The following is a 26,508-nucleotide window of genomic DNA, read 5'->3' on the forward strand; positions in this document are numbered from 1 at the left end:
GAACTATGCAAACATCCTTTGAACCAACACACGCAGTAAACGGTTCAAAACATCGAAAAACAGCGGCGGCGTTGTCTATTATTCCAGGTATTGGGCAACTGTACAATAAACAATATGTAAAAGGTATCATTTTTCTAGTATTAACTTGTTCGTTTTTTGTAGCATTTGCTGATTTGTTAAATATCGGGTTGTGGGGAATTGTAACGCTCGGTACAGAAGTTCCTCGTGATCACTCTATTTTTCTATTAGTAAAAGGTATTTTAGCAATTATCGTTATTGCATTTGGACTAGGTGTATATGCCTTCAATTTATATGATGCGTATCAGAACGGGAAAAAGCGTGATGTAGGAATACCACTAAACTCTGTGAAAGAACAATATCATCATTTATTAGATCAAGGTTTTCCCTATTTGATGGTTTCACCAGGTTTTCTTCTATTAATTTTTGTTGTTGTACTTCCGATTATTTTCGTCCTATTAATTGGATTTACAAATTATGACTTATATCATTCTCCTCCTGCAAAACTTGTAGAGTGGGTTGGGTTTAAAAACTTTGTTGATATTTTTACATTGCCAATGTGGCGAGACACATTTGTAAGTGTATTTTCTTGGACTGTGATTTGGACCTTCGTCGCAACGACATTACAAGTTGCGCTTGGTATTTTCTTAGCGATTTTAGTAAATCAACCGAGTATTAAAGGAAAAGCGGTAATTCGTACAATCTTTATTTTACCATGGGCTGTTCCAGCGTTTGTATCTATTCTCGTATTTGCTGGCATGTTTAATGAATCATTTGGAGCAATTAATAATCAAGTGTTAACTCTATTTGGAATCGAAAACATTGCTTGGATGACAGATCCATTTTGGTCGAAAATCGCTTTAATTTTTATTCAAACATGGCTCGGATTTCCCTTTATTTTCGCGATGACGACAGGTATACTGCAATCGATTCCGGGTGAATTGTATGAAGCTGCTACGGTAGACGGTGCGACAGCTTGGCAACAATTTCGTAAAATTACATTGCCGCTCGTTTTATATGCGACTGCTCCTATTTTAATTACGCAATATACATTCAACTTTAATAATTTCAGTATTATTTATCTGTTTAATGGTGGTGGTCCAGCTGTAGCGGGACAAAATGCAGGTGGAACGGATATTTTAATTTCTTGGATTTATAAGTTAACGATGACATCAGCTCAATATGGAAAAGCAGCAGCACTAACGATGATTTTATCGGTAATAGTTATTTCAGTTGCTTTATGGCAATTTAAAAGAACAAAATCATTCCAAGAAGAGGATATGATGTAAATGAATATAAAACGACAGAAGATGTTACGTCTTTCATTAAGTTATTTCGTAATTTTCATTATGTGTATTATTATTTTCTATCCATTATTATGGATTATAGGCTCCTCGTTTAACCCTGGGGATAGTTTGTCGGGATCAAGTATAATTCCTAAAAATGCAACGCTGGATCATTACAGAAAACTATTGGATCTTTCGCAAAGTAACTATGTACTTTGGTATAAAAATACGTTGAAAGTTAGTGTTTTGACAATGATTTTCTCTGTATTGTCAATTAGTTTTACAGCATATGCTTTTTCGAGATATCGTTTTGTCGGAAGAAAGAATGGGTTACTAACGTTTTTAATTCTTCAAATGGTTCCAAACTTTTCAGCATTAATTGCATTGTATATATTAGCACAGCTGACAGGATTAATTGATACACATCTAGCATTAATTTTAATTTATGTTGGCGGTGCAATTCCAATGAATACGTGGCTTATGAAAGGATACTTTGATACAATTCCAAAAGAATTAGACGAGTCAGCCCGTATGGACGGAGCAGGGCATTTTCGTATTTTTTGGCAAATTATTATGCCTTTGGCAAAGCCAATTATTGCGGTTGTAGCGCTGTTTACCTTTATCGGTCCATTTACTGATTTTATTTTAGCGAGTATTATTTTGCGTACACCAGAAAATTATACATTAGCCGTTGGATTATACGAAATGGTAGCGAAAAAATTCGGTAATGAATTTACAACATTTGCAGCAGGATCGGTATTAATTGCGATACCCATTTCAATTTTATTCTTATCTTTGCAAAAATATTTTATTTCTGGTTTAACAGCTGGGGGAACGAAGGGATAAATGGGACTTTATGTCCCATTTATCTTTTTTAATAGGAATATCGCTTTATGTAACATTAGAACAGGGTAATTTTTAAAAAAATAGTATATAGTATAGGAAAATAAGGCTCTATCCCTTACAATACATGAAGAGGGAGAATATAGATATAGATTTACATTAATAGAAATTTTTATGAATGGAATAAAATGAAACTTCCATTAGTGGGGGTCTTACTGTCGCCAATATCGGGATAAAAATAGAGGTAACTTGTATAAATCATGTAGATAAAAAGAGAGGAGGAACAAATTTATGACAGTTACAATTAAAGACGTGGCAAAAAAAGCGAATGTTGCTCCTTCTACGGTTTCACGTGTAATTGCTGATAACCCGAGCATTAGTGAGAAAACAAAACGACGCGTTCGTAAAGTGATGGCTGAATTAGGATATCATCCGAATTTAAATGCGAGAAGCCTTGCAAATCAAACAACAAAAACGATTGGACTTGTTATGCCAAGCTCTGCGAGTAAAGCGTTTCAAAATCCATTTTTCCCAGAAGTTATTCGAGGAATTAGCTCATTTGCACATGGAGAAGAATATTCATTGTATATGTCAACTGGAGAAACGGAAGAAGAGATTTTTAATGGTGTTGTGAAAATGGTGCAAGGAAGGCAAATCGGTGGCATTATTCTTTTATATTCCCGTATGAATGACCGTATTTTAGAATATTTACACAGTCAAAATTTCCCATTTGTTCTCATTGGAAAACCATATGAACGAAAAGAAGAGATTACATATATCGATAATGATAACTATGCAGCCGCACGAGAAGTAACAGAATATTTAATTTCACTTGGGCATAAACGAATTGCTTTTATCGGTGGTGATTCGGATCTACTCGTTACAAAAGATCGCCTCGCTGGAATGGCAGACGCATTAAAATTAGCTGATATTTCTTTGCCAGCTGAGTATGTTTTAAATCTTAGTTTTTTACGAGAAAGTGGTCAAAAAGCGGTAGAAGAACTTATGACACTTGATGCACAGCCAACAGCTATTATCGCAACGGATGATTTAATTGGATTAGGTGTATTAAGTGCTTTATCAGAAAAGGGAATTTCCGTGCCAAAAGATATCTCTATTGTTAGTTTTAATAACGTATTATTATCTGAAATAGCAAATCCACCATTAACAACAGTCGATGTAAATATTTTTCAGTTGGGCTACGAAGCAGCGAGATATTTAGTTGATAAAGTTGAACATTGTGAAACTTCACCAAAGTGTATTATTATTCCTCATAAATTGATGAAACGTCAAACATGCAATGAAATATTGAAATAGAATCTAAGATGGTATTGTATAGATAAGATTAATTTAAACAAATTATAAAATGAAATATTTATAAAGGTAGTCTTCTCACCCAGAGCTAAGTTGTATGGTAAACATACAATAATATACAGGAGGTGAAGAAGATGGATAAATCAATGAAGTATTTCTTTGTGGTTATTGTTGGTTGGTTATGGACAGTACTTGCTGGAGTAATGGACCAATCATTAACAACAGGTTTTCATTATTTCTCTATTTATGCATTAGATGGACTAATCAATTTCATTCAATATGTGGTAACATTAGTTGGCTGGATAACAGTTGGATTATTTGGTTTTTTTGTCATAAGAGATGGTTGGAAAGAGAAAAAAAGATAGTATAAATGCAAAAAAAACTAAGGGGAAAGGGTATTCCTCTTAGTTTTTTTGTTGTAGAAACGTTTCTAAACGGTCACAGCCTTCTTTCAGCATTTCCATACTATAAGCATAAGAAATACGAATGTACCCTTCACCGTATTCGGAAAATGCTGAACCTGGAACAACTGCAAGTTTAGCTTCTTTCACAAGTTCAATTGCGAAATCAAAAGAAGAGGAGTTTAAATTCCCGATATAAGGGAATAGATAAAACGCTCCTGTTGGCTTTTCAACAGTTAATCCCATTTGTACAAGACGGTTGTATACATAATCGCGACGCTTTTTGTATTGATGACGCATCATACGGGGGGCGTCCTTTGCTGCTGTTAATGCTTCAATTGCTGCATACTGAGCAATTGAAGTTGCACATGTAACATTGTATTGATGGACTTTTAAAATTTGACTTGCTAAAAAGTTTGGTGCAAATAAAAAACCAATGCGCCATCCTGTCATAGAATGAGATTTTGATAAACCGTTAATTACAATCGTTTTATTTCGCATTTCTGGAAAATTTGCAATAGATATATGTTTATTCTCGTATACAAGTTCGCTGTAAATTTCGTCGGAAAGAACAAAAATATTTTTATCCTTTAATACTGAAACAATCTCTTTGAGTTCTTCTTCTGATAATGTTACGCCAGTTGGATTTGATGGATATGGTAATACGATGCAACGGGTTTTATTTGTAATTGCTTTTTCGATTGCTTTTGCTGTTAAGCGGAATCCTGTGTCACGGACGTCTACAAAAACAGGTTTTGCACCGCATAGACGAATAATAGGTTCATAGCCTGGGTAGACAGGGGCTGGTAAGATTACTTCAGTTCCTTCTTCCAAAATCGTACGAAAGGCAATATCGATTGCTTCACTTGCCCCGATGGTTACAATTGTTTCATCTTCCGGAGAATATACTAAATTATAGCGTTCTTTTAAGAAATCACAAGCAGCTTTTCGAAGCTGTAACAAACCCGCATTATGTGTATAACTTGTAAAATTTTCTACAATAGCACGCTTAGCAGCTTCTTTCACTAAAGAAGGAGTTGGGAAATCAGGTTGTCCAATGGTTAATGAAATAAGATCATCATAATTTTGAATCATGTTAGAAAATTGGCGGATTCCAGAAATTTGAATATCCTTTACACGTGGATTAATAAATTGTTCCATTTTGTCTCCCTTTCTTCCGTTGCAAAATTTCTTTTTATTGTATCATATTTATCATACAATCGCTTTGAAAAGCTACAAATAAAAAAGGTCGCTAAAAAGCGACCTTTTGTTTAATAACCGTATTCCCAATCGATTTCGTCTTCACTCCAAAGAACGGAAGAAACTTTTCCTAGATGTATTACTGAGTTGTTTATAGAGCATGCACAATTGTTTGTACCTGTTTGCTCTTGTAATTTTTTATACACCGATTTCTCAACATTTTCCAGTACAACAAGATTTTCCTCGTTTAAGACGAGCGCAGTTCCTGTCATTTTATTTTCCCCCAATCGATTTCTTAACCTGTATTTATTGTATCTTGTACAGAGACAATTTGATACATGGTTTACAATCATTTTGAAAAGTTGTAACATTTGTGAATAAATTTCCACAAAATGTTTACAGAAATATTAAGAATAATCTAAAAAATAAAACAAATTTGCCAATAAAATGGTATAATCATATCAAAATAAATATAGGGGATGAGGGGATGGGACTTATCCGTGATTTAATAATTCAAGTTGCTATCATTATTTTGCCGTTATTTTTGTATGAAGCAATTCGTTTAAATCGCTATCAAAGCATGCTTCAAAAGCCCAATCGCTACTTTATTGTATTATTATCAACAATTACGCTTATCCTTTCAATGACATATCCAATTTGTGTTGGGGAAACCTGTAATTATGATTTCCATCAAATCCCAATAATTAGTGCGTTTTTGTATGGTGGTTCAGTTGGTATGATTCCGGCTGTAATGGCTATTTTATACGATGGATTTCTGAATGGTTTAAGCTGGCTTCGGTTATTAGAAATTATTTGTATCTCTGTTATCCCTTTTTTATTGTCTAAAAAATGGAGTGCGTTTCCGAAAAATAAAAAAATTGTTTTATCTTTTATGTTGGCATCTTTTTATACACTCATTTCTTTAGGATTTGAAATATTTGGTTTGTTGTTAGGAAAGGGCTTTACGCCAATGATGTCTTATTTGTATAGCGAATACATATTTGCCTCTTTTATTATGATTATGACGATGACATTCCAAGTGTATTTAACAGAGTATTTATATGAAAATGCAATGTTACGAACAGAAATGCAAAAGTCTGAGAAATTAAATATTGTCAGCGAGTTAGCAGCAAGCGTGGCCCATGAAGTTCGTAATCCACTTACAGTTGTGCGTGGATTTATTCAATTGTTAGAAGGTACAGAAGATGTTAAGAATAAAGAATACATGCGTCTTGTTTTGGCCGAATTAGACCGGGCAGAACAGATTATTTCAGACTATTTAAATTTAGCTCGGCCGCAAATCGATAAGAAAGAACATATTTGTTTATCAGCACAGCTTATTGAAATGACGACGTTAATGTCTTCCTTTGCTGCAATGCGAGGTGTATATCTACAGGTTGAAATTGCAGAGAATTTATATACGATAGGTGACAAAACAAAATTAAAACAAGCGATTATGAATGTTGTAAAAAATGGCATTGAAGCAATTCAAGAAAATAAAGGGTATTTAAAAGTGACTGCATTGCAAAAAGATGAATCTATTGTTATTCGTGTCAAAGATAGCGGTGTTGGGATGACAAAAGAGCAGTTAGAGAGACTTGGACAACCCTATTATTCATTGAAAGAAAAGGGGACAGGACTTGGATTAATGGTTACCTTTAGTATCTTACAAGCTCATAATGGTACACTTGTATATAAAAGTGAAATAGGTAAAGGAACGGAAGCGATTATTACTTTACCAGCTGCGGTGCAAAACATAGTACATAAAAAATAAAAGTTACCGAGGTACGGTAACTTTTATTTATTCATTTCTCCCGTTTTTTCAGATTTAAATCGAATGAATAGACTTTTAAATGATTTAAATAAACTTTGTTCTTGTGAAGCAGCAACTAATCGTTTTGTTTCTTGAATTTCTCGAATAACTTGCATAAGCTGAGCATCGCGATTGCTTTCTTTATTATAAACTTGGTTCATAAGTTTGTTCATTTTTTCTTCTTGTTTGGATTCACGTTTATACATATGATTCATAAGTAAATCCATTTTTTCTTTTTGCAGCGCATCAGTTTCTGCTGCGTGATCTACAAGATTTTGTAACATTTCCTCTTGTTTGGATTCTTTTACGTATACTTGGTGCATTAATTCATTTAGCTTTTCGTCTTTTAAACGATTCTGTGTAATAAGGGTAGAATTTTGATGAATAATTGCTTCGTTTAATTGAGCAAGCATATCTAACTTGTGCATAAATTCTTCAAATTTCAGGCTTTGCTCTTTGAGTTGTAGGTCTGTATTTTCTTTTACAATAGCAGGAGAATCGGGTGGAGACTCTTCTTCTTTTAGTATAAATGAAATCGTTTCCATAATATCTTCTTCCAATGTAGCAGCTCGTTCGTGAATCATTTTTAATAGTCGTAAATCATCCATTTTATACGTGCGAGATTCAGCAGTTTTATCAATAAAATAGCCATGTTGTTCTAAAAGTTGGCTATATTTACGAACCATATTTTTGGGGATTCCCGTTTTATTTGTGACATCTTTTGTTTTATATGTTCCGCTCATGACATTTCCTCCCTAAAAAGTATCATGTATACCAATTCCATTTTTTGTTTTATACTTCCTTTGAAAAAAAATGTCGGAAGGTTGAAAGTTTTCTACATGTTTAGTGAAAAGTTGCACAAAATGGCATGTTATTGATGGAAAAGAAGCTAGGAATATAGAATAATGTCTGAAAACATAAGAATATGAAGTTTGTTATAATGAAAGAAAGAGAGGAAGAAAATGGAGGATGTAAGCTGGATGAAACAAGTAAAAGGCATTTTGATTACAATCATTGCAATTCTGTCTGTATTAATTGGAGTATACAAAGTTCTGATAATGCCAGCATCAGAGAATAAGAAAGAGGTATCGTACGACCAAATTCTTGAGTTTCCGAAAGAACGATATCCAGAGACAGGAAAACACATTGCGAACGCAATACAAGAAGGGCATTCTAACATTTGTACAATTGATCGAAATGGAGCTGCGGATAGAAGGAAACAATCGCTAGCTCCATACCCGCCCAAAAAAGGCTATGACCGTGATGAATGGCCGATGGCGATGTGTAAAGAAGGTGGAAAAGGAGCGCACATTGAATATATTAATCCCGCAGATAATCGGGGTGCTGGTTCATGGGTTGGTAATAAGTTAGATCAATATCCAGATGGAACACGTGTGAAATTTGTTGTGAAATAATATATTGCTTCGCATCACTTAATAGAAAAAGGAGTGAAAAGAGTGGAGTTAACAATTTCTTATGCACAATTGATAGTAATGAATCAAGAGATGACATCTCCGCATGTAGATTGGACGGATGAAGATTTTGAAAGAGGCTATGCTGAGGCTGAAGGAACAATTATATTTGAGGCCTTATCTGATTATACGTGTGAAGTAATGGTATTTACTCAGAAATTTGTAGAAAAAAAAGAAGCAATACGAACGGTATCAGCTCCATTCACAGTGTTACAAGAAGGAGTGTTTATAAGCAGTGTGCTAGCAAATCAACTTCATTTTCTCGTTCCGTCAGGAGAGTATATAGTGACTGTGCAAGCAATTCCCCTAGAAGAACCTTCAGTAGATGCCCTGTATAAGATAAGATATGAATTGTTTTTTGAAGAGAACTAGTTATTACGTTGGTATAGTGGTTTTTATGCACAAGTATATGATTAATTATGAATGCAGAGTAGATCTTCCATCGTTCTATGAAGTAGGTTAGTGTTCTTTTAATAAAATTAGAAAACTACTGTCCAAAGGGCAGTAGTTTTCTAATTTTTATCACGTATTAACGGGCAGTAAGCTCCCCGAAATTCAGAGAAAATCGGGGGGCTTACTGCTAGCATGTGCCCGATTGGTTCAACTAACCATCAGTGGGGGATGAAGAAAACCCCACTGATGAAAGTTTCACTTTATTATCGTGCATTTGCTTGCAAAAGCTGGCGAGCTTTTACAGCTGCCTTTACCATATGTTCTAATGCAGGAATAACTTCTTCTGTTTTTCTTGTTTTTAAGCCGCAATCTGGATTAATCCAGAAATATTTTGGATCGCACACCTTTAATGATTGTTCTGCAATTGTATACATTTCATCTATACTTGGAATGCGTGGACTATGAATGTCATATACACCAAGTCCAATTCCCTTTTCATACGGATGTTCTTTTAATGTATCAATAAACTCCCCGTGGCTTCTTGATGTTTCAATAGAGATAACATCTGCATCAAGCTGACGGATCGCTTCCACAATATCTTCAAAGTTACAATAACACATATGCGTATGAATTTGTGTTTCGTTTTCCACTGAAGAAGTAGAAAGGCGGAATGCTTGAACAGCCCATGTTAAATATGTGTCCCAATCTTTCTCTTTTAACGGCAGTCCTTCACGCAGTGCAGGTTCATCAACTTGAATAATACGAATACCAGATGATTCAAGTAATTTAATTTCATGTCGAAGTGCCAGTGCAATTTGGTAAGCAACTTCCTTTCTTGGAATATCGTTACGAACGAAAGACCAATTTAAAATTGTCACAGGACCAGTTAGCATGCCTTTGACAACTTTATTAGTACAACTTTGTGCAAATACTGTTTCTTTTACTGTCATACCATTAATAAACGCAACGTCACCATAAATAACAGGAGGTTTCACACAGCGAGAACCGTACGATTGCACCCATCCATTTTTTGTAAAGGAGAAACCAGCAAGTTTTTCACCGAAATATTCTACCATATCTGTTCGCTCAAATTCGCCATGAACGAGAACATCAAGACCAATTTCTTCTTGGTATTGAATCCATTTCTTTGTTTCTTCTTCAATAAATTGTTCGTACTGCTCATTTGAGATGTCACCGCTACGCCATTGTTTTCTAGTTTGACGAACTTCCTGTGTTTGCGGGAAGCTACCAATTGTTGTCGTTGGAAGTAGCGGTAAATTCAGCGCTTTTTGCTGTAAGTCGTAGCGATCTTTAAATGAAAGAGGACGAGAAAAGTCTTCTTCTTGTAATGCTGATAGTGTAGATTGTACATCGTTACGATTACGAACTGCAGAAGTCTGAATTGCTTCGTGAGCATTTCGATATGTTTGTAATTCATCAGAAGTATTTTCTATTCCATGAACGAGAGCTTTTTGTAAAATAGTAAGCTCTTCTAATTTTTGATTTGCAAAAGCAAGCACATCGTATAATTCGTTTTCAAGGTGTGTTTCAATCGTCTTGTCAACAGGGGTATGAAGTAAACTACAAGACGGCTGTATAATCCATTCTTTTGGTTGTATAGTTTCTTGTAATGTATGGAAAAGAGAAAGGATTTCATCCAGGTTAGCTCTCCAAATGTTACGACCATCTATACAGCCAAAACCTAATACTTTATCGGATGGGAATCCATGTTGTAGTAGGGCGCGCAAATTACCTTCTTTACCGTGTACAAAATCAAGTCCAATACCAGTAACCGGGAATGAAATAATCTCTTCATAGTTTTCTTCTATACTATCAAAATACGTTTGTAGCATAATAGATATATTTGGAACAGCTTTACGAATCGTTTCATATAATTCTTTCGCTACACCAATTTCTTGTTTTGATAAGGATGTAAAGATAGGTTCATCAATTTGAACCCAGCGTACGCCAGCATCTTGTAATTCTTGTAACAATTGAATGTATGGCTGTGTTAATTTTTGTAAAATGCTTGAGAAGTGTTCTTTTTTATAACCCTTTGCTAAGCTTAAAAACGTATACGGTCCTAATATAACTGGTTTACCATCAACGCCAAGTTCTTGTTTTGCTTCTTCATATAAACGAAGTGGACGATTGTCTTTAAGAGAAATATGTAAGCCTTCCTCATATTCTGGAACGATATAATGATAATTTGTATTAAACCATTTCGTCATTTCAGAAGCAACGTGATCTTTTGAACCGCGTGCCATACCAAAGTATACGTCAAGCTCTGATGTATACTTTGAAAAACGAGAGGGGATAAACCCAAGCATACATGCTGTATCAAGGACATGGTCATAATATGTAAAGTCACCAATTGGGATGAGATCGATTCCTTTTTCTTGTTGTACTTTTACATGTTGAAGGCGAATCTCTTTCATTTGTTTCACAAATTGTTGTTCATCCACTTTGTTTGCCCAAAAGGCTTCTAAAGCTTTTTTCCATTCGCGATGTAATCCGATTCGCGGATACCCTAAGTTACTTGTTTGAATTGTCATTTTGATTTCCTCCCCTAAATATAAGTAAGCATTTCCGTTTACTCGGAAATGCATTTAACGAAAAGTAGACATAGAAGCAGAAAATGCTCCTCTTTCGTTAAAAACACTTCCTCATCATCCGTGAGTCTATCAGTGCCGTTAAAATAGGCAGGTCTCCTGGCTCATGCATCAGCGATTTCTATCACCTTCCCGTTTTCACAGTGGTATATCGAAAGAAATCTTTGCACTTACAGTGGCGGGACCGCGTTGGATTTTCACCAAACTTCCCTTTTAAACACGAAATAAATCTTTTCGTGTACCTATCTCCTTTTGGAAAGGAATGTAACTAGCGTTTATGATATTGAAACAAATTCTAACACAATATTTTTAATTTTGTCTACTATTTTAAAATATTAATATTTTAAATTTTTCAAAAGGTTCATTCAATTACATTAACATGAAAATTTTTCTAAATGCCACCACCAATGTGATGATGGGTATGTATGGGAGAGATTATAGTAATAAGACTGTATACGTTTATATATATCGTGAGCATGATGAAAGAGTAAGCGGTCATAGGAGAGTAGTTCTAGTTGTTCATTTGGCTGTAATGTATGGGATTGAAATGCAATTTCACTGCGAAGAATTAGTATATATAAGATTTGTTTTTGTAAATAAGAATGGTAGTATACAGAAAATCCGTATTGTTTAATTAAATTACCCTTCATAAGGTGTCACCTCCTTTATTCTGCTAGTTGTAGGAAGGAAGACTCCCACCTCAAGAATTTGAGAAGTCAAAGAAGTAAGGTAAGAGCTTTCCATAAGTGAAAGAGGAAAAGCTCCCTGCTTATGGAAGTTTCACTTTATCCCGCATTAACGGGCAGTAAAACCCCCACCTCAAGATTGAGAGAAAAGCAAAGAAGATAGGTGGGGAATAACTGCGGGCATGCGCCCGATTGGTTCAACTAACCATCAGTGGGGATGATGCCTCCCCACTGATGGAAATTTCACTTTATATATTCGTATTGTAATGAAAAAGGGAAGAGGTTACAAAACAGAAAAAAGGAAAAAAACGCTTAAGAAAATCCATTTTCATGAATACAAAAAACAGTCACTCCTTGGTGACTGTTTCGATGTTTAATTATCTAACTCTGTATGGATTTCTGAAAGTTTTCCTTCTAGTGCGTCTTTATACAGTTGTTTCAGCCAACGAAATTCAACAGAAGCATGATCAATAACATTTTCCAAAATATAAAGCTGTGCACGAGGAATGCTAGTCTTATTATTTATATATATGCTTTGCATCGTTGTTATAAATGTCTGTGTTTCTTCAATTTTCTTTTTAAGAATCGGAACAATGCGTTGATTGTCACTGAAATGACTAAAGGAAAGACCAGCGTAGATTGGTTTATATATATGATTTTTTGCTTGAATTTGCTCGAGTACAAGAGTATGAAAGAGTTCTTTTCCTTTTTCTGTAATATGGTAAATTGTTTTATCAGGACGATTTGAATCACGTACGATATGCGTAACAGCGATAGCTTCCTGTTTTTCTAGCTGCTCGAAGGCGTAATATAACGACCCTTTTGCATATTTTATATAACAATCCATTTGTCTTTCTTTCATAATGTGTTGCACTTCGTAAGGATGCTTCTCTCCTTCAAGAAGTAAACCAAGAATGACTAATTTCATGCTCATTTTGTTTCAACTCCAATAGCATCAAAATACTAAAATAAGTATATTCTCCTCCTCATCAAGGAGAAGGAGAGAAGAATGTTAACTAACTTGCTTTTGCTTCTTGTTTGTTGGTACAATTAGTCGCTCTTTTCCCATTAATAAGATGCATATAATGCTAAGAACTGCAGGAATAAGTGCCCATAAAAATGTGTCAGCGATAGAAGTTGCTAGTGCATGTTTAATACCATCTAAAATTTGTGGCGGTATTTTCTCAGTCGCATTTGGAGATAATAAGAAACTTGTATCGCCGCCTTTTGGAGCCATCTTTGCTAGTTCTGGCGGGAAAACAGATTTTAGTTGATCTGTAAATACATGATTTTGAATCGTACCAAAAATTGTTACACCAAGTGTCATACCAAGTGAACGGAAGAAAGAATTTGTTGATGTCGCAGAACCTCGTTCTCTCATACTTAAATTATGAATAGAAGCCATACTTAAGACAGAGAAGGAAAACCCGACGCCAAATCCAGCTAAAATCATAAAGACTGTAATCATTGTACGTGATGTATCGACTGTTAAAGTACTTAATAAATACATACCAAGAATAAAGAAAATACCAGAGATCATCATAATGTTACGGTAACTTGTACGAGTTGATAACTGTCCACCTATTTGGCTTCCAATAACAGATCCTACCATCATCGGTGTTAAAATTAATCCAGCATTCGCTGCGGATCCACCGAGAACACCTTGGATGAAAAGTGGAATGTACACTGTACAAATAATAAATGTTGCACCGTATAAGAAGGCAACGCCTTGACTTGCTGCAAATAAACGTTTTCTGAATAAATGGAAAGAAATAATAGGTTCTTCCACTTTTCGTTCAATAAAGAAAAAGATAATCATCATAATAGCAAACGTAGCAAATAAGCTCACAATTACGCTTGAATCCCAAGCATACTGTTTACCTCCGAGTTCTAAAGCAAACATGAGGCAAACAATACCAATAATTAAAGTAACAGCACCTGCCCAATCAATTTTTTGTTTACTATATTGTAAAGATTCTTTATAGTATTTTGTAATTAAAAAGAGCGAGATAATCCCTAATGGAATATTAATATAAAATACCCAGTGCCAGTTAATATAGTCAGTAATATAAGCACCTAACAGCGGTCCAAACACACTTGACGTTCCAAAAACAGCTCCAAATAGTCCTGTCATTTTACCTCGTTTTTCTGCTGGGAAAATATCATACATAATTGTAAATGCGATTGGCATAAGAGCACCGCCGCCAATTCCTTGAATTGCACGGTATACACTTAATTGTTCAATGCTAGATGCAGTGCCGCAAAGTATTGAACCAGTTAGAAAGAGAAGTAATCCTCCTATGTAAAAACGTTTACGTCCGTACATATCTGATAGTTTTCCGAAGATAGGCATTCCGGCCATCGTAGCTACCATATAGGCAGAAGTGACCCATACAAATTTATCAAAGCCGCCTAAATCACCTACAATAGTAGGCATTGCAGTAGCAACAATTGTGTTATCCATTGCTGCCAGTAGTATTCCCAGTAGCAATCCTGTTACAACCAATTTTGTGTTACTTGCTTGCTTTTGAGTTATTTGTTCCTCCAAGCATAACCCTCCTTTGTATATCAACAATAAATTATATTATAGTCAAATTTGACCAAATGATAAATAAATTTTTTTCGGCAAAATTATTTTGTCGTACATATGTACTTTTTAGTCAAAGATCACAAACATATACATATAAATTATTTAGTCGATATATATGTGAAAAAATATGCTATTGGTTACCTATTATAAAAACTGTAGAAATGCAGAAATGTAAAATATTTTTTAAAAACATATTATTGAAAATGATTCATAATATAGGAAGTGACGAAAGGACATAGAACTTACTTGTAAGAATTAGAGAGGACAGAGAACTGTTTATGTATTGTTATACAATAATAAAGCAAATTAAAAAATACTAGAATGAGAAACAATATATAAAGTGAAAATTTTATCAGTAGGAAAGTTTTTCATATGCCACTTATGATTAGTATAAGATAAAAGAATACATGAAACTTTATCAGTAAAGCTGTACATGATGTGCAGCTTTTTTAGAATGATTTTTTCTTTCGTTTATCGAATACTATATAAAGTAAAGGATATAAAAAGGCTAAGTTTTTGTCGGAGGCCGCGAAGAAAAAGTAGAGAGTGTGAAAATTATAAATTTAATATTAGAGTGGGGTGAATTTGTATGGTGAAATACTGGGGGGAATTGGAAAATCGAGATAAGTTTTCTTTGTGTATACAACCTTCTTTATGGTCAGGGGGCAATGACAAGGATTTAGCTTATAAGCAATACACTCCTCAAATAGAAGTAACGCTTACGGTGTGTAATATGAAACAACAGTCTTCGTTTTCAGACACTATTTATTATGAACTTCAAGATATAATTGCGATTCAAATTGAAGTGGATAATAAAGGGAAAGAAGCTGTTTCTCGTATATGCGTAAGTCATATGATTAGAGATCAACTATCGTATATACCAAATACATTAACGTCTAATAGTGGGGAAAACGAATTTCTTTTTCAACTTGTTCGTTGGCGCATTGATAATTTGTCGCCAAAAGAAAAAGCATGTTTAGTATTGCAAGTAAAGGCTGAGCGTAACAATATATCACCTTCTTTACCTCTTCGTGCTACGTATACATTTCAACATAACCAACAAGTGTATGGACCATTGCAAACAAAGCAGGCCCTGTTGATAAAACGATAAAAAGGAATTATGGAGTAGGAGACTACCAACAAGAATTTTTTTAAAGTAATTGGATATCGCTTTATCCCGCACTAACGGGCACGAACAATCAACATTAATGAATCGAATAACTAAAAATTTAACAAAAGTGTTGCAAGATGATATTGTACACATCACATTTATATTTGGTGGAGCAACATATCCATTAGAGGGAGACTTATTTGAAGTGCTATTAGAACTAGCACAAATGCGATTATTTCAAAATAGAGATATGCAACAAGTGGAATTATAACATTATTATTTCGAAACATTTTTTTCATTTTTGTTACAATACTTGTGTGTTTTGTAACAAATCCCTTTAAAAATATGGTTAATCGTCATATAATTAACGATGGATGTGTCAGTATATTTTGCACAATGATTTCTCATTAAAAGTGTAGAGTAGGAAAGATCTCTACACTTTTCCTTTTGAAGAAAATTAGAGAATAATCGGAAAATATTGCATCGATTCCTTTGTACTGTGTAAAATGGAACAAATAGAGATAGAGAGATAGAAAGATAGAAAGGGAATGATAGAATGGTAGACGTTACAAACCACCGCTCTACAATAATTAAGCGGTTGGTTATTGTTGTTATAGCAATTTGTGCTGTAGCAGCAGGTTTTTTTCTGTTTCAATCAATTACTTCTCCTGCAAAAGCAGTTGCAAATCAAGAAAATTCCGTTCAGTTTGCAAGTGAACAGACAAACGTAGAAATGAAAAAAGCAGCGCCTGAAAAATATAATGGTCAAGTGCGTAAAGTAGTATACTTAACATTTGATGATGGACCAAGTGAATTTCAAAAGGAAATTTTAGATATTTTAAAGAAAAATGATATAAAAGGAACATTCTTTATGATTGGTGGAAATATTCCAGCTTATAAAGAGAGTGTGAAGCGCTTAGTAAAAGAGGGAAATTATCCGGGTGTTCATAGTATGACACATAATTATACAAAGCTGTATAAAGAAGGCAAATTTGTCGAAGAAATGAAACAAGCACAAGATATTATGAAAGAAGTGACTGGTATTCATCCAACCCTTGTTCGCTGTCCATATGGAAGTATGCCGGGACTTACTCAAGCGTTACGTGATCAAATGACGTCTGCTGGCATGAAAGAATGGGATTGGACTGTAGATTCTTTAGACTGGAAATTACCAGGAAATCCAAATGGAGTAACCCAAAATGTTGTCTCACACGTTAATAAAGAACGAGAAGTTGTTTTAATGCATGAGAAAAAGCAAACAGTGCAAGCTTTACAAACAATCATTGATGAACTTCGTAAAAAGGGGTATGAATTCGAAGTATACGATGAAGCAGATCATTTTCCGTTAAATTTCTGGCATGATAATCGCATATAAAATAGGAGGAATTGAAGTTGAAATATAAAAAGATAGCACTAGTAGCAGTTATATCAATGAGTTTACTTGCAGGTTGCTTCGGACCTAAACCAGAAGAAGAGTTATACGTAGCATTTGAGAATGCTGCAAAACAAGAAAAAACAATGTTTGAAGATGCGAAAACATTGGAGACATTAGAAAAGCAAGGACAAGAATTGTACAGCCAGATTGTAGAGGGCGGAAAAGATAACAATCAAGTGGTAAAAGAGAAATTAGATCAAGCTATAAAAAACGATGCAGATCGTGAAAAAGTATTAGATAAAGAGAAAGAAACATTAGATAAAGCGCAAGAAGAAACAAAAGATGTTGATAAATATATAAAGGAACTTGAAGATAAAAAACTGCAAGAACAAGCAAAGAAAGTACAAGATGCGTATACAGGCCGTTATGATGCTTTTAAACAAATGTATGATAGCTATAAAAAATCATTAAATTTAGAAAAAGAATTGTATACGATGCTGCAAGCAAAAGATGAAAAGTTAAAAACGATTAGTGAGAAAGTAAAAGCTGTAAATCAATCTTATCAAGATATCGAGTCTTCAAAAAATAAATTTAATGAATATACAAAACAATATAATCAAGAAAAACTGTCCTTTTATAAGCAAGCAAACATTAAAATAAAAGAAGACAAAAAATAAAGAAGCTTTGGCCAAAACGGCCAAAGCTTCTTTATTTTTTTGTGTAAGTACGACGATACCAAGGAATGGATTCGCTTAATTTTTTTTCTTGTTGAAATGCTTCTTCCCCAATATACTGCTGGAGCATTTTTTTAGCAGATGTTAAGGATAGATATGTTTTTGGATTTCGATATGCACAATCAAGGCTACCGAGATGTGGAAGGTTACGAAAATCATCTTTCGTAGGAGGAATATGGAAGTAATAATTACCTGCTCGGACAAGAACGTCAGATTGTTGTTGGCTAAAACGTGGGTTTTTGGAAAAGTGTAAACCTTCTTTCGTAGCTTGCTTTTCTGAAATTAATCGTTCTAAAGCTGTCTTTTTTAACCAATATAAATATTTCGGGTTTGTAGCTGATTTTGCATGTCGGTTGACACTGAAAATTGCTTCAGCAAGTTGATGGACCGAAAATTGATTGTAGGAACGAGACTGGGATTGTGAAGATTTCATCTTAGCACTCCTTTCCTGTCTACAGTATCATAATCTAACAAAAGCTAGCAATTCTTCTATGTAGAAAATTATTATACGTATTTTCAATATTAAAGCAATGTTGTAATAAAAAACAACTATTTTGTATAATAGTTATATCTTTCTTTGAAGTAAGTTAATACTTTATCCCGCTATTCGCGGGCAGTAAGACCACTCACCATAAGATTCAAAGAGAAACAAGGAAGATAGGTGGGGGATAACTGCTGGCATGCGCCCGATTGGTTCAACTAACCATCAGTTGGGGAGGAAAAACCCCTCACTGATGGAAGTTTCACGTTACTTCATTTAGAGAAAAATATCTAGAAGACCCTCTTACTTATGAATTTAAGTGCTCTTGCGCTATGTTGGACGGGTTTTTATAACTTCAAATAACGATATAATGATATGGAGAAAAGGATGACGAAAGCGTTGAAACGACAATATGGGATTATTGATATTGGATCAAACACGATGAGATTAGTTATTTATGAAAAACAAAATGGTGGTTTTTACAAAGAGATTGAAAATACGAAGGTAGTTGCTCGCTTACGTAACTATTTAGTAGATGGTATCCTAACCGAAGAAGGAATCCATATATTGTTACATACTTTGCTACAGTTTCAAGAAAGCACGCGGTTTCACCAGTTACATAAAGTATTGTGCGTAGCAACTGCAACAGTTCGGCAAGCTAAAAATCAAATGGAAATTAAACGTCTTGTTGAAGAACACACTGACTTTAAGCTTCGGGTATTGTCTGAGTACGAAGAAGCACGTTATGGATATATAGCGGTTATGAACTCTACCTCTTTTACAGAAGGAATTACTGTTGATATAGGAGGTGGAAGTACTGAGGTTACTTATTTCCGAAATCGAGAGGTTGTGGAATATTATAGTTTTCCATTTGGAGCATTGTCATTAAAGCAACAATTCATTCGTCATGATACACCAACTTCAGAAGAACTTGAGGAATTAAGAAATTATTTATGGTATCAGTTTCAATCGCTTCCATGGCTTAAAGGTAAGAAATTACCGTTAATTGCAATTGGAGGTAGCGCACGAAATATGGTGAAAATTCATCAAAATTTAATTTCTTACCCGATTTCTGGACTACATTTATATAAGATGAAGCGGACAGATATTGAACATGTACACGAACATTTATTAACACTTTCATTTACAGAACTGCAAAAGTTAGAGGGACTTGCTAAAGATCGAGCTGATACCATTATTTCGGCAGCAGAAGTGTTTAGAACGTTAACAACTATTATAGAAGCACCATCTTTTGTGCTGAGTAGAAAAGGACTACGAGAAGGTGTTTTTTATGAAGAATTAACAAATTCGTTTGGGATTACTTATTATCCCAATGTTGTGGAAGAAAGCTTACACTTACTTTCTCATGAATATGAGATGGATATGAGCGTTGTGATGCAACTTATGAAAAATGCCATGACTATTTGCAAAGAATTAGAAAAAAGAGAGATTATCTCCTTTACGCAAGAAGATTGGACTGTGCTTCATAGAGCAGCAAAAGTATTTAATATTGGAAAATATATTGATGAAGAGTCAAGCAGCCAGCATACATTTTATTTATTAGCAAATAAAACGATAGATGGCATGATGCATAAAGAACGAATTAAATTAGCATTAATTGCTTCTTATAAATCGAAATTGTTGTTTAAACAATGTATCGAACCATTTACAGATTGGTTTGAAAAAGACGAACAAAGAAAAATACGATTATTAGGGTCTATTTTGCAATTTTCTGCAGCATTAAATGTGACAAATCGTAATCTTGTTGAATCCATTCATATTGTAAAAAACGAAGATGGTCTTGCTTTTTATATTTGCTGTAAGCAATCAGCATTATCTGAAAAAGTACAGGCGGAAAAACAGAAAAAACAGATAGAGAAAGTTTTAAAAACGAACATTGAATTATATTTTCATGAAAAAAGTTAATTTGTACGAACTTCTTTACAAAAAATTTACACTTCTTTCCATGAATATTTGTTAAAATGAATATAATAAAATTATATTGAAAAAGTTTTAGAGGGAAGTGTGATGGGGGTATGGAAACGGTGAAGAGTAGTCTTATAAACTTGAATGATACTGCTTATTATAACAATCGTGAATTAAGTTGGCTTGCCTTTAATGAGCGAGTGTTACAAGAAGCGCAAGATGACTGTAATCCATTATTAGAGAGATTAAAGTTTATCAGTATCTTCAGCTCAAATTTAGACGAGTTTTTCATGGTGCGTGTTGCAGGATTGAAAGATCAGGTAAGAGCTGGATTTAATCAACCAGAAAATAAAGCTGGACTAACGCCGAAACAACAATTGGGGAAAATTTCAACTAAGGCACATGAATTAATGAAAGTACAGTATGATACTTATCAAAACATTGTATTTCCTGCGTTGAAGGAAGAAGGAATAGAATTGTTGTCTTTTCACGATTTAACAAAAGAACAACGAGAATTTATTGAAGAATATTTTGATGAGCAGATTTTTCCGGTGTTAACACCTGTGGCAATTGATGCGTATCGACCGTTTCCTATGTTATTGAATAAAAGCTTAAATTTAGCTGCTATTTTATATGATGAAAGACAAACGGTAGAAGAAAATCGGACCAAGCTTGGCATCGTTCAAGTTCCATCATTATTAGAACGTTTTATTTTTTTACCAAATGAAGATAATAGGCAAAAATTCATTTCTTTAGAAGATGTGATTAGTAACTTTACCCATAAATTATTTACAGGATATACGGTATCTTCTGTGACGCGTTTTCGTATTACACGTAATGCAGATTTGACTATTCATGAAGAAGGTGCACGTGATTTATTAAAAGTAATTGAAAAAGAATTAAAAAAACGAAAATGGGGCGCAGCAGTTCGTTTAGAGGTAGGAACGGATAACTTAGATGAAAGAGTATTATCTCTATTATACGAAGCATTAGAAGTAAAAGATGAAGATGTATATATGATTGATGGCCCACTTGATTTAACGTGTTTGTTTGCACTTTATAAGAAGTTAGCATCTGCATATGACAATTTAATCTATCCAGCACTTATTCCACAGCCACCTCAAGATTTAAGTGATGAAGAAGATGTGTTTGAAAAAGCTCTAGAACAAGATATCCTATTGCATCATCCATTTGAATCATTTCAACCTGTCATTGATTTTGTAGCAGACGCAGCAGAAGATCCTGATGTGTTAGCAATTAAACAAACATTATACCGTGTAAGTGGAGATTCACCTGTTATTAAAGCTTTAAAAACAGCGGCAGAAAATGGGAAGCAAGTGACAGTACTTGTGGAATTAAAGGCTCGTTTTGATGAAGAAAATAACGTTCACTGGGCAAAAGAATTAGAAAAAGCAGGTTGTCATGTGATTTATGGTGTTAGCCATTTGAAAACACATAGTAAAATTACGCTTGTTGTAAGACGAAAATATGGGAAGATTGAACGCTTTGTCCATTTAGGTACAGGTAATTATAATGATGCAACAGCGAAATTATATACTGATTTTGGATACATTACATCGCGTAAAGATTTTGGTATTGATGCGACAAACTTTTTTAATTATTTAAGTGGGTATACAATGAAACCTCATTTTCATCAATTATCAGTTGCCCCATTTGATATTCGTCAGCAATTTATTGAACTCATTGATGAAGAGATTCGTTATCATAAACAATATGGAAATGGTTATATTATTGCGAAAATGAATTCGTTAACAGATAAGCCGCTTATTCAAAAGCTATATGAAGCATCACAAGCTGGTGTGAAAGTTGATCTCATTGTAAGGGGAACTTGTTGTTTACGTCCAAAAATTTTAGGTGTAAGTGAAAATATTCGTGTCATTAGTGTGGTAGGCCGTTATTTAGAGCATAGTCGCATTTATTATTTTCACCATAATGGAGAAGAAAAGTTATTTTTATCGTCAGCCGACTGGATGACGCGCAATATGGAAAAACGTGTAGAAATTTCATTTCCAATTCTAGAGTTCGATATGAAAACACGAATTAAAGATATATTGCAATTGATTTTAGATGATAATGTAAAAGCACGTGAACAAAATGAGTATGGAGAATATTACTATGTAGCAAGTGATGATGTGCAAGAAATTGAAAGTCAAATGAAACTCTTTCAAATGGCATATACACACACAGAGGAAGAATAAAGTGAAACTCCTATCAGTGGATGTTTCATTTTCTATCGATGGAGAGTTCTCACCAATTGGGCACATATCAGTAATTAACGCTTACCTATCTTCTTGGATTTCTTAAAATCTCGATATGGGAGTTTTACTGTCTGAACATAGCGGGATAAGAAATAGGTATACTCATTTTCTGATGTTTTACAGTTATTTATATAATATAGAGAAAAGGCCTCGATATGAGGCCTTTTTCCATAGTTGTTTCTATTTACATTAGTAAAAATACGGTGTTGGACAAGGATAGCCGCCAAAGCCGCCAAAGCCGCCATAGCCGTAGCAAGGATAATATGGTCTAGGGCCAAATGCCAATGCTCCGCCGATTAAACCTCCTGCAAGACCAGCTAAAAAAGGGAATCCGAAAAATGGTATAAATCGTGAGTTTCCGACTGGACCAACTAGTGCTGAGCGGAACGGAATCGGCTGGTATTGTGGATACATGTTAAAACCTCCTTCATTGAACTCATTGTTATCATATGGAAAAGATAACGTGGATGAGCGAGTACAAGAGAGAATGGTGCGGAAAATAGGCGAAATAAGTTCGTTTATTATGTCGATTGTAATGTGAAGAGTGTAATTTCTGGTTTTGCTAAAAATCGCAATGGTACACGGGTTGTTCCAAGACCCCGATTAACATACAATAACAAGTCATAATTTTGCTTAATATGATAAAAACCTTCAATATAATGCTTTGCAAATGTCGGGGTAATAATGGCGCCAAAGAAAGGGAGTTGTACTTGACCGCCATGACTATGTCCGGAAAGTAGTAAATTGACAGGGAAATTTGCAATATGCGGTGCGACATCAGGTTCATGCACAAGAGCAATCGTATACAGATTATTTTGTGCTTGTTGCAAGGTTCCGTGTATGTCAGGTTTTCCAAGCATGATATCGTCAATACCAAAAATAGAAATTTCACTTCCGTCTAATAGGCGAACGCGTTTTTCGACATTTTGTAATATCTCAAAACCAGATTGTGTCATGATGTGACTATAGAATTCTGTTCCATATCCACCATGATCATGATTGCCGAAAATTGCAAATTTACCAAGCGGGGCAATGATATTTTGTAAAATTGATGCAACAAGTGGAGTATCTGCGTATGTTTGATAATTATCAATTAAATCTCCAGTAAAAATCACGATGTCAGGTTTTTTTTCATTTATTTTTGTTACTACTTTAGAAAGTTGTTGAAGCGAGTAATAATATCCTAAATGTAAATCACTAAATTGAACCATTTTAACACCGTTAAATCCGCGTGGGATGAGTGGAGAATGAATCGTATGATACGTAAAAGAGAGAAGGCGTGGTTCTATATATTTTGCATAATAGTAACCCGTTCCGGTCGTTATACAAGTATATAATAGTGTGTGAATACCTTTTTTGATAAAGTTTCTTCTTGTTATATGATTCATGTTTATATGAGCGAGATGATAGGAAGTAATTGTAGTAGAAAGGTGTGATTGGTTAGAATGAGTCGCTACTTATCTTCTCTCCTTTCATTGTTAACGAATAGTATATTTTATTAAAAGATATCAGAAAAATTAAAATTTATAAAGAATTCTAACGAATAAAGTGATAAAATGAATATGTATTCATTTTTGGGAGGGGATATTGTGAAAGAAAAAGTAGTTGTAATTACAGGTGGTTCAAGTGGAATGGGAAAAGGAATGGCAACTCGTTTTGCGAAAGAAGGAGCTCGTGTTGTTATTACAGGACGTACAATAGAACGATTAGAAGAGGCAAAGAAAGAAATTGAACAATTTGAAGGTCAAGTATTACCTGTACAAATGGATGTGCGTAATACTGAGGATATAAAAAGAATGATTGAAAAAATCGATGAGGAATTTGGACGCATCGATGTACTTGTAAATAATGCAGCGGGAAACTTTCTTTGTCCGGCTGAAGATTTATCACCAAATGGTTGGAATGCTGTTATTAATATTGTGTTAAATGGTACATTTTATTGTAGTCAAGCAATTGGGAAGTATTGGATTGAAAAAGGAATAAAAGGAACAATTATTAATATGGTTGCAACTTACGCATGGGATGCAGGTCCTGGTGTTATTCATTCTGCATCAGCTAAAGCAGGTGTATTAGCAATGACAAGAACGCTTGCTGTTGAGTGGGGACGCAAATATGGAATTCGCGTAAATGCAATTGCTCCAGGGCCAATTGAGCGTACAGGTGGGGCTGATAAGCTGTGGATATCTGAAGAAGCAGCAAAGCGAACACTACAAAGTGTGCCGCTTGGAAGACTTGGAACACCAGAAGAAATTGCTGGTCTAGCTTTTTATTTATGCTCTGAAGAAGCTGCGTACATAAATGGAGCCTGCATCACAATGGATGGTGGCCAACATTTACATCAATATCCGTTTTAAGGGATAGGATTTTTGTGACAAATTTGTGACAGATAGAAAGAGGGCCTTTACAAGGAACTTGTTTATGGGGTATATTTAAGACCTCTTTTTTCTTCATAGTAGAATTGCTAATTCCCCTTAGCATTTTACCCCTCTAATCCCTTCAGGAAAACTGAAGGGATTTTTTTATTATTTTTTTTACATAACGTGTTATAATTTTTGAAAAGTAAAAGGAGGGAGTACTATGGTAGATGCATTAGACGTGATGAGTAATTTGGATCAAGTCCTTCCTTATTATCAAGCTATTTTTAGTGCAGATGAACATACTGTAATTGGATATGAAGTAGTAGGACGCATACAAACAGAAGAAGGAATTCACAGTCTTGCCTCATTCTTTCATGATGATTCGATTCCAGATGAGTTTCAACTTGAAGTAGATAATATCATTTTAGGAAAAGCATTGGATCGGTATTTAGAAACAGATCAATCATTTTTATTATTTTTGCATCGTAATGCAAATATACTGATGAGCGATGAAAGTGAAAGCTTACTACATTTATTATTAACGTATGAAAAGAAAGGATTACGTTTAAATCGTATCGTATTAGAAATAACAGAACATGACTTTAAAGAAGATATTGAACAATTTAATCATTTACTTATGTATTATCGTACATATGGCATTCAGGTTGCAATTAATAAAGTAGGAACAGGAACAAGTAACCTTGAAAGAATTAGTGTACTAGCTCCGGATATTTTAAAAGTGGATTTAACAAATTTACGTCAAACGGCACTGTTACAATCGTATCAGGATATTTTATATTCATTATCACTCTTAGCGAGACGTATTGGTGCAACGTTATTGTATGAAGATATTGATGCATTCTATCAGTTGCAATACGCTTGGAAAAATGGCGGGAGATACTATCAAGGTGATCATTTGCAAAAATTTTCAGAAAATTTTATCGATAAAGACATTTTGAAAGAACGTCTTGGTAATGAGTGTCATCAGTTTATTCAGCATGAAAAACGAAAATTACAAAAAGTGTATAAACTGACTGAAACTCTTCGAGAATATGTTGGAAATGTATTAGCAAAACAGAGAAAAATAGAAGATTTTAATAAATGGCTAGTGAATTTTAGTCAACAAGTAACAGATTGTAGCTTCCGTATTTATATTTGTAACGAAGATGGCTTTCAAAAGTCAGGAAACGTCATGAAAAAAGACGGAGAATGGGTGTTAATGCCAGAATATTATATGAAGAATTGGAGCTGGCGCCCATACTTTTTAGAAAACATTATGAAGCTGCGCTTTGAACAAAAAGGAAGATTGTCTGATTTATACGGGGATCTTGAAACGGGTGAGTTGGTTCGGACATTCTCGTTTCCTATTGATGATGAGCATTATTTATTTATTGATTTGTCTTATGAATTTTTATATGAAGAAGATGTTTTATTATAATGCACGAAATATTTCGTGCATTTTTTTGTTTGTTTTTATCATAAATTGGTAATAGTGACAGCTATGATAAGAATGATGTCTATCGTTGTAAAGATTTTACGAACGAAAGGCACTCTTTCATTGTACAATCATTGCTACAATAAATACTAGAAGGACAAGCTCTTTTTACAAGGAGGGTG

General features: G+C 34.3%; 25 protein-coding genes and 1 riboswitch. Of the genes, 15 read left to right on the forward strand and 10 right to left on the reverse strand.

Features of this window, described 5'->3' with window-relative positions:
• The first annotated feature begins 5 nt into the window (after positions 1-5).
• The 4 genes from ACTDJC_RS03745 to ACTDJC_RS03760 all read left to right on the forward strand — a co-directional run bounded on the left by ACTDJC_RS03745 (position 6) and on the right by ACTDJC_RS03760 (position 3,826).
• Positions 6-1,307 carry a carbohydrate ABC transporter permease gene (locus ACTDJC_RS03745; RefSeq protein ID WP_253630297.1) on the forward strand — a complete coding sequence of 434 codons (1,302 nt, stop codon included), beginning with the start codon at positions 6-8 and terminating at the stop codon, positions 1,305-1,307.
• A complete protein-coding gene (malD, locus tag ACTDJC_RS03750; RefSeq protein WP_098305755.1) occupies positions 1,308-2,150 on the forward strand; it encodes a maltosaccharide ABC transporter permease MalD in 843 nt (280 codons plus the stop codon).
• 288 nt (positions 2,151-2,438) lie between these two features.
• Entirely contained in the window at positions 2,439-3,464 is a 1,026-nt protein-coding gene (locus tag ACTDJC_RS03755; protein ID WP_098305753.1) for a LacI family DNA-binding transcriptional regulator, read from the forward strand.
• A 131-nt stretch (positions 3,465-3,595) separates the two neighbouring features.
• Positions 3,596-3,826: a hypothetical protein gene (locus tag ACTDJC_RS03760; RefSeq protein WP_440602688.1), complete on the forward strand. Its 231-nt coding sequence runs from the start codon at positions 3,596-3,598 to the stop codon at positions 3,824-3,826.
• Between the two features lie 39 nt (positions 3,827-3,865).
• Here ACTDJC_RS03760 and ACTDJC_RS03765 read toward each other — a convergent pair whose 3' ends face one another.
• Together ACTDJC_RS03765 and ACTDJC_RS03770 are read right to left on the reverse strand one after the other, a co-directional pair.
• Positions 3,866-5,023, reverse strand: a complete 1,158-nt coding sequence (locus ACTDJC_RS03765) for an aminotransferase A (RefSeq protein ID WP_098305749.1) — start codon at positions 5,021-5,023, stop codon at positions 3,866-3,868.
• 110 nt (positions 5,024-5,133) lie between these two features.
• On the reverse strand, positions 5,134-5,334 hold the full coding sequence (locus ACTDJC_RS03770) for a hypothetical protein (protein ID WP_098305747.1): 201 nt from the start codon (positions 5,332-5,334) through the stop codon (positions 5,134-5,136).
• 215 nt (positions 5,335-5,549) lie between these two features.
• Here ACTDJC_RS03770 and ACTDJC_RS03775 point away from each other — a divergent pair, with 215 nt between their 5' ends.
• The gene (locus ACTDJC_RS03775) at positions 5,550-6,836 is read left to right on the forward strand and encodes an ATP-binding protein (RefSeq protein ID WP_440602689.1); all 1,287 of its coding nucleotides are present in this window, start codon (positions 5,550-5,552) and stop codon (positions 6,834-6,836) included.
• A 23-nt stretch (positions 6,837-6,859) separates the two neighbouring features.
• On the opposite strand, the gene ACTDJC_RS03780 is transcribed toward ACTDJC_RS03775, so the two are convergent.
• Complete coding sequence (locus tag ACTDJC_RS03780) at positions 6,860-7,618, reverse strand: DUF3967 domain-containing protein (RefSeq protein WP_429708935.1); 759 nt, start codon at positions 7,616-7,618, stop codon at positions 6,860-6,862.
• 237 nt (positions 7,619-7,855) lie between these two features.
• Here ACTDJC_RS03780 and ACTDJC_RS03785 point away from each other — a divergent pair, with 237 nt between their 5' ends.
• Both ACTDJC_RS03785 and comJ read left to right on the forward strand, forming a co-directional pair.
• Positions 7,856-8,290 carry a NucA/NucB deoxyribonuclease domain-containing protein gene (locus tag ACTDJC_RS03785; protein WP_429708937.1) on the forward strand — a complete coding sequence of 145 codons (435 nt, stop codon included), beginning with the start codon at positions 7,856-7,858 and terminating at the stop codon, positions 8,288-8,290.
• Positions 8,291-8,332: 42 nt separating this feature from the next.
• Positions 8,333-8,719, forward strand: a complete 387-nt coding sequence (gene comJ / locus ACTDJC_RS03790; protein WP_440602690.1) for a competence protein ComJ — start codon at positions 8,333-8,335, stop codon at positions 8,717-8,719.
• A gap of 284 nt (positions 8,720-9,003) precedes the next feature.
• Here the strand turns inward: comJ and metE are convergent, their stop codons facing one another.
• From metE to ACTDJC_RS03810, 4 genes are all read right to left on the reverse strand, one after another.
• Positions 9,004-11,295 carry a 5-methyltetrahydropteroyltriglutamate--homocysteine S-methyltransferase gene (gene metE / locus ACTDJC_RS03795; RefSeq protein ID WP_440602691.1) on the reverse strand — a complete coding sequence of 764 codons (2,292 nt, stop codon included), beginning with the start codon at positions 11,293-11,295 and terminating at the stop codon, positions 9,004-9,006.
• Positions 11,296-11,424: 129 nt separating this feature from the next.
• Positions 11,425-11,613: riboswitch (cobalamin riboswitch) on the reverse strand.
• 113 nt (positions 11,614-11,726) lie between these two features.
• Positions 11,727-12,002 carry a hypothetical protein gene (locus ACTDJC_RS03800; protein ID WP_440602692.1) on the reverse strand — a complete coding sequence of 92 codons (276 nt, stop codon included), beginning with the start codon at positions 12,000-12,002 and terminating at the stop codon, positions 11,727-11,729.
• Positions 12,003-12,411: 409 nt separating this feature from the next.
• The gene (locus ACTDJC_RS03805) at positions 12,412-12,972 is read right to left on the reverse strand and encodes a PadR family transcriptional regulator (RefSeq protein WP_440602693.1); all 561 of its coding nucleotides are present in this window, start codon (positions 12,970-12,972) and stop codon (positions 12,412-12,414) included.
• A gap of 78 nt (positions 12,973-13,050) precedes the next feature.
• The gene (locus ACTDJC_RS03810; RefSeq protein ID WP_440602694.1) at positions 13,051-14,586 is read right to left on the reverse strand and encodes an MDR family MFS transporter; all 1,536 of its coding nucleotides are present in this window, start codon (positions 14,584-14,586) and stop codon (positions 13,051-13,053) included.
• Positions 14,587-15,217: 631 nt separating this feature from the next.
• Here ACTDJC_RS03810 and ACTDJC_RS03815 point away from each other — a divergent pair.
• The 4 genes from ACTDJC_RS03815 (at position 15,218) to ACTDJC_RS03830 (ending at position 17,791) form a co-directional block, all read left to right on the forward strand.
• On the forward strand, positions 15,218-15,739 hold the full coding sequence (locus tag ACTDJC_RS03815; protein ID WP_098305729.1) for a hypothetical protein: 522 nt from the start codon (positions 15,218-15,220) through the stop codon (positions 15,737-15,739).
• Between the two features lie 97 nt (positions 15,740-15,836).
• On the forward strand, positions 15,837-16,010 hold the full coding sequence (locus tag ACTDJC_RS03820; protein ID WP_176524511.1) for a hypothetical protein: 174 nt from the start codon (positions 15,837-15,839) through the stop codon (positions 16,008-16,010).
• Between the two features lie 285 nt (positions 16,011-16,295).
• A complete protein-coding gene (locus ACTDJC_RS03825) occupies positions 16,296-17,114 on the forward strand; it encodes a peptidoglycan-N-acetylglucosamine deacetylase (RefSeq protein ID WP_440602695.1) in 819 nt (272 codons plus the stop codon).
• 56 nt (positions 17,115-17,170) lie between these two features.
• On the forward strand, positions 17,171-17,791 hold the full coding sequence (locus tag ACTDJC_RS03830; protein WP_098305799.1) for a YkyA family protein: 621 nt from the start codon (positions 17,171-17,173) through the stop codon (positions 17,789-17,791).
• 31 nt (positions 17,792-17,822) lie between these two features.
• Here ACTDJC_RS03830 and ACTDJC_RS03835 read toward each other — a convergent pair whose 3' ends face one another.
• On the reverse strand, positions 17,823-18,281 hold the full coding sequence (locus ACTDJC_RS03835; protein ID WP_098305725.1) for a YkyB family protein: 459 nt from the start codon (positions 18,279-18,281) through the stop codon (positions 17,823-17,825).
• Between the two features lie 435 nt (positions 18,282-18,716).
• Between ACTDJC_RS03835 and ACTDJC_RS03840 the strand changes: the two genes are divergently transcribed.
• Positions 18,717-20,255 (forward strand): Ppx/GppA phosphatase family protein, encoded by a 1,539-nt coding sequence (locus ACTDJC_RS03840; protein ID WP_440602696.1) that lies wholly within the window; start codon positions 18,717-18,719, stop codon positions 20,253-20,255.
• 110 nt (positions 20,256-20,365) lie between these two features.
• The gene (locus ACTDJC_RS03845) at positions 20,366-22,474 is read left to right on the forward strand and encodes an RNA degradosome polyphosphate kinase (RefSeq protein ID WP_440602697.1); all 2,109 of its coding nucleotides are present in this window, start codon (positions 20,366-20,368) and stop codon (positions 22,472-22,474) included.
• 249 nt (positions 22,475-22,723) lie between these two features.
• On the opposite strand, the gene ACTDJC_RS03850 is transcribed toward ACTDJC_RS03845, so the two are convergent.
• Both ACTDJC_RS03850 and ACTDJC_RS03855 read right to left on the reverse strand, forming a co-directional pair.
• The gene (locus ACTDJC_RS03850; RefSeq protein ID WP_440602698.1) at positions 22,724-22,948 is read right to left on the reverse strand and encodes a hypothetical protein; all 225 of its coding nucleotides are present in this window, start codon (positions 22,946-22,948) and stop codon (positions 22,724-22,726) included.
• A 107-nt stretch (positions 22,949-23,055) separates the two neighbouring features.
• Positions 23,056-23,922, reverse strand: a complete 867-nt coding sequence (locus ACTDJC_RS03855; protein WP_440602699.1) for a metallophosphoesterase — start codon at positions 23,920-23,922, stop codon at positions 23,056-23,058.
• Between the two features lie 201 nt (positions 23,923-24,123).
• On the opposite strand from ACTDJC_RS03855, the gene fadH reads away from it, so the two are divergent.
• Positions 24,124-24,888 (forward strand): 2,4-dienoyl-CoA reductase, encoded by a 765-nt coding sequence (gene fadH / locus ACTDJC_RS03860; protein WP_098305717.1) that lies wholly within the window; start codon positions 24,124-24,126, stop codon positions 24,886-24,888.
• A gap of 223 nt (positions 24,889-25,111) precedes the next feature.
• The gene (locus tag ACTDJC_RS03865) at positions 25,112-26,329 is read left to right on the forward strand and encodes an EAL domain-containing protein (RefSeq protein ID WP_440602700.1); all 1,218 of its coding nucleotides are present in this window, start codon (positions 25,112-25,114) and stop codon (positions 26,327-26,329) included.
• The last annotated feature ends 179 nt before the right edge of the window (positions 26,330-26,508 follow it).

Source organism: Bacillus sp. GB_SG_008 (assembly GCF_052038115.1).
In the GTDB taxonomy this organism is placed as follows: Bacteria; Bacillota; Bacilli; order Bacillales; family Bacillaceae_G; genus Bacillus_A; species Bacillus_A rhizoplanae.